Raw genomic sequence first — 1,324 nt, 5'->3', positions numbered from 1 at the left:
TGAGCCAGCCGGCGGGCACGGCCTTCACCGTGACCCTGAGCAACCAGGCGACCCTGTTCTTTGCGGCCGGGGCGACCGAGGCGGTCTCTACGCCGTTCGCCATTCAGGGCGACGACGTGTATCAGGACGGGGATACCTTCAGCGTGAGCGTCAGTGACGCCGGCGCACACAACTTCGAGCAGCTGACTACCGGTGACGCCACGGTCACCGTCACAGACACCGAGAGCCCGGTAACAGCCGAGCTGGCGGTAGATCGCAACACGGCGACCGAAGGGGACGGCAGCCTGACCTACACCGTGACCCTGAAGGACGCGGACGGTAATCCGGTGATCGCCAACAACGCGATCACCGTGACCACCAGCCAGGGCGAGGTGACCATCGCCGCCGGTGAAAGCACGGGTACCCTGACGGTGGCGGTGCAGGGCGATGACGTCTATGTGGACGGGGCCACCGTCAGCAACGTCATCACCGCCATCAGCGAAGCCAATGCGGGGACCGCAGGCAGCCTGGAGAGCCTGAGCTTTGATGATGCCAGCGTAGACACCGTGGTCAGCGACAGCACCGACACCACCACCCTGACCTTCGCGGATGTCAGCGTGGCCGAAGGCAGTGGCACCGCCACCGTGACCGGCACCCTGAGCCAGCCGGCGGGCACGGCCTTCACCGTGACCCTGAGCAACCAGGCGACCCTGTTCTTTGCGGCGGGGGCGACCGAGGCGGTCTCTACGCCGTTCGCCATTCAGGGCGACGACGTCTATGTGGATGGCGAGAGCCAGATCCTCACCGTCAGTGACGCCGGCGCACATAACTTCGAACAGCTGACTACCGGTGACGCCACGGTCACCGTCACAGACACCGAGAGCCCGGTAACAGCCGAGCTGGCGGTAGATCGCAACACGGCGACCGAAGGGGACGGCAGCCTGACCTACACCGTGACCCTGAAGGACGCGGACGGTAAGCCGGTGATCGCCAACAACGCGATCACCGTGACCACCAGCCAGGGCGACGTGATCATCGCCGCCGGCGCGAGCAGCGGTACCCTGACGGTGGCAGTGCAGGGCGATGATGTCTATGCGGACGGCGGGTCCGTCAGCAACGCCATCACCGCCATCAGCGAAGCCAATGCCGGTGATGCGGGCAGCCTGGAGAGCCTGAGCTTCGACGGCACGGCCGTGACCACCGCGATCGGCGACAGCACCGACACCACCACCCTGACCTTCGCGGATGTCAGCGTGGCCGAAGGCAGTGGCACCGCCACCGTGACCGGCACCCTGAGCCAGCCGGCGGGCACGGCCTTCACCGTGACCCTGAGCAACCAGGCGAC

General features: G+C 66.5%; 1 protein-coding gene. It reads left to right on the top strand.

Annotated features, from left to right (window positions below; all coding sequences use genetic code 11):
- The coding region (locus Q0753_RS16520) for an immunoglobulin-like domain-containing protein (RefSeq protein WP_298723697.1) at positions 1-1,324 on the top strand (1,324 nt) is incomplete at both ends.

Source organism: uncultured Oceanisphaera sp., assembly GCF_947495715.1.
Taxonomy (GTDB): Bacteria; Pseudomonadota; Gammaproteobacteria; order Enterobacterales; family Aeromonadaceae; genus Oceanimonas; species Oceanimonas sediminis.
This window is presented reverse-complemented; position numbering and strand designations above follow the sequence as displayed.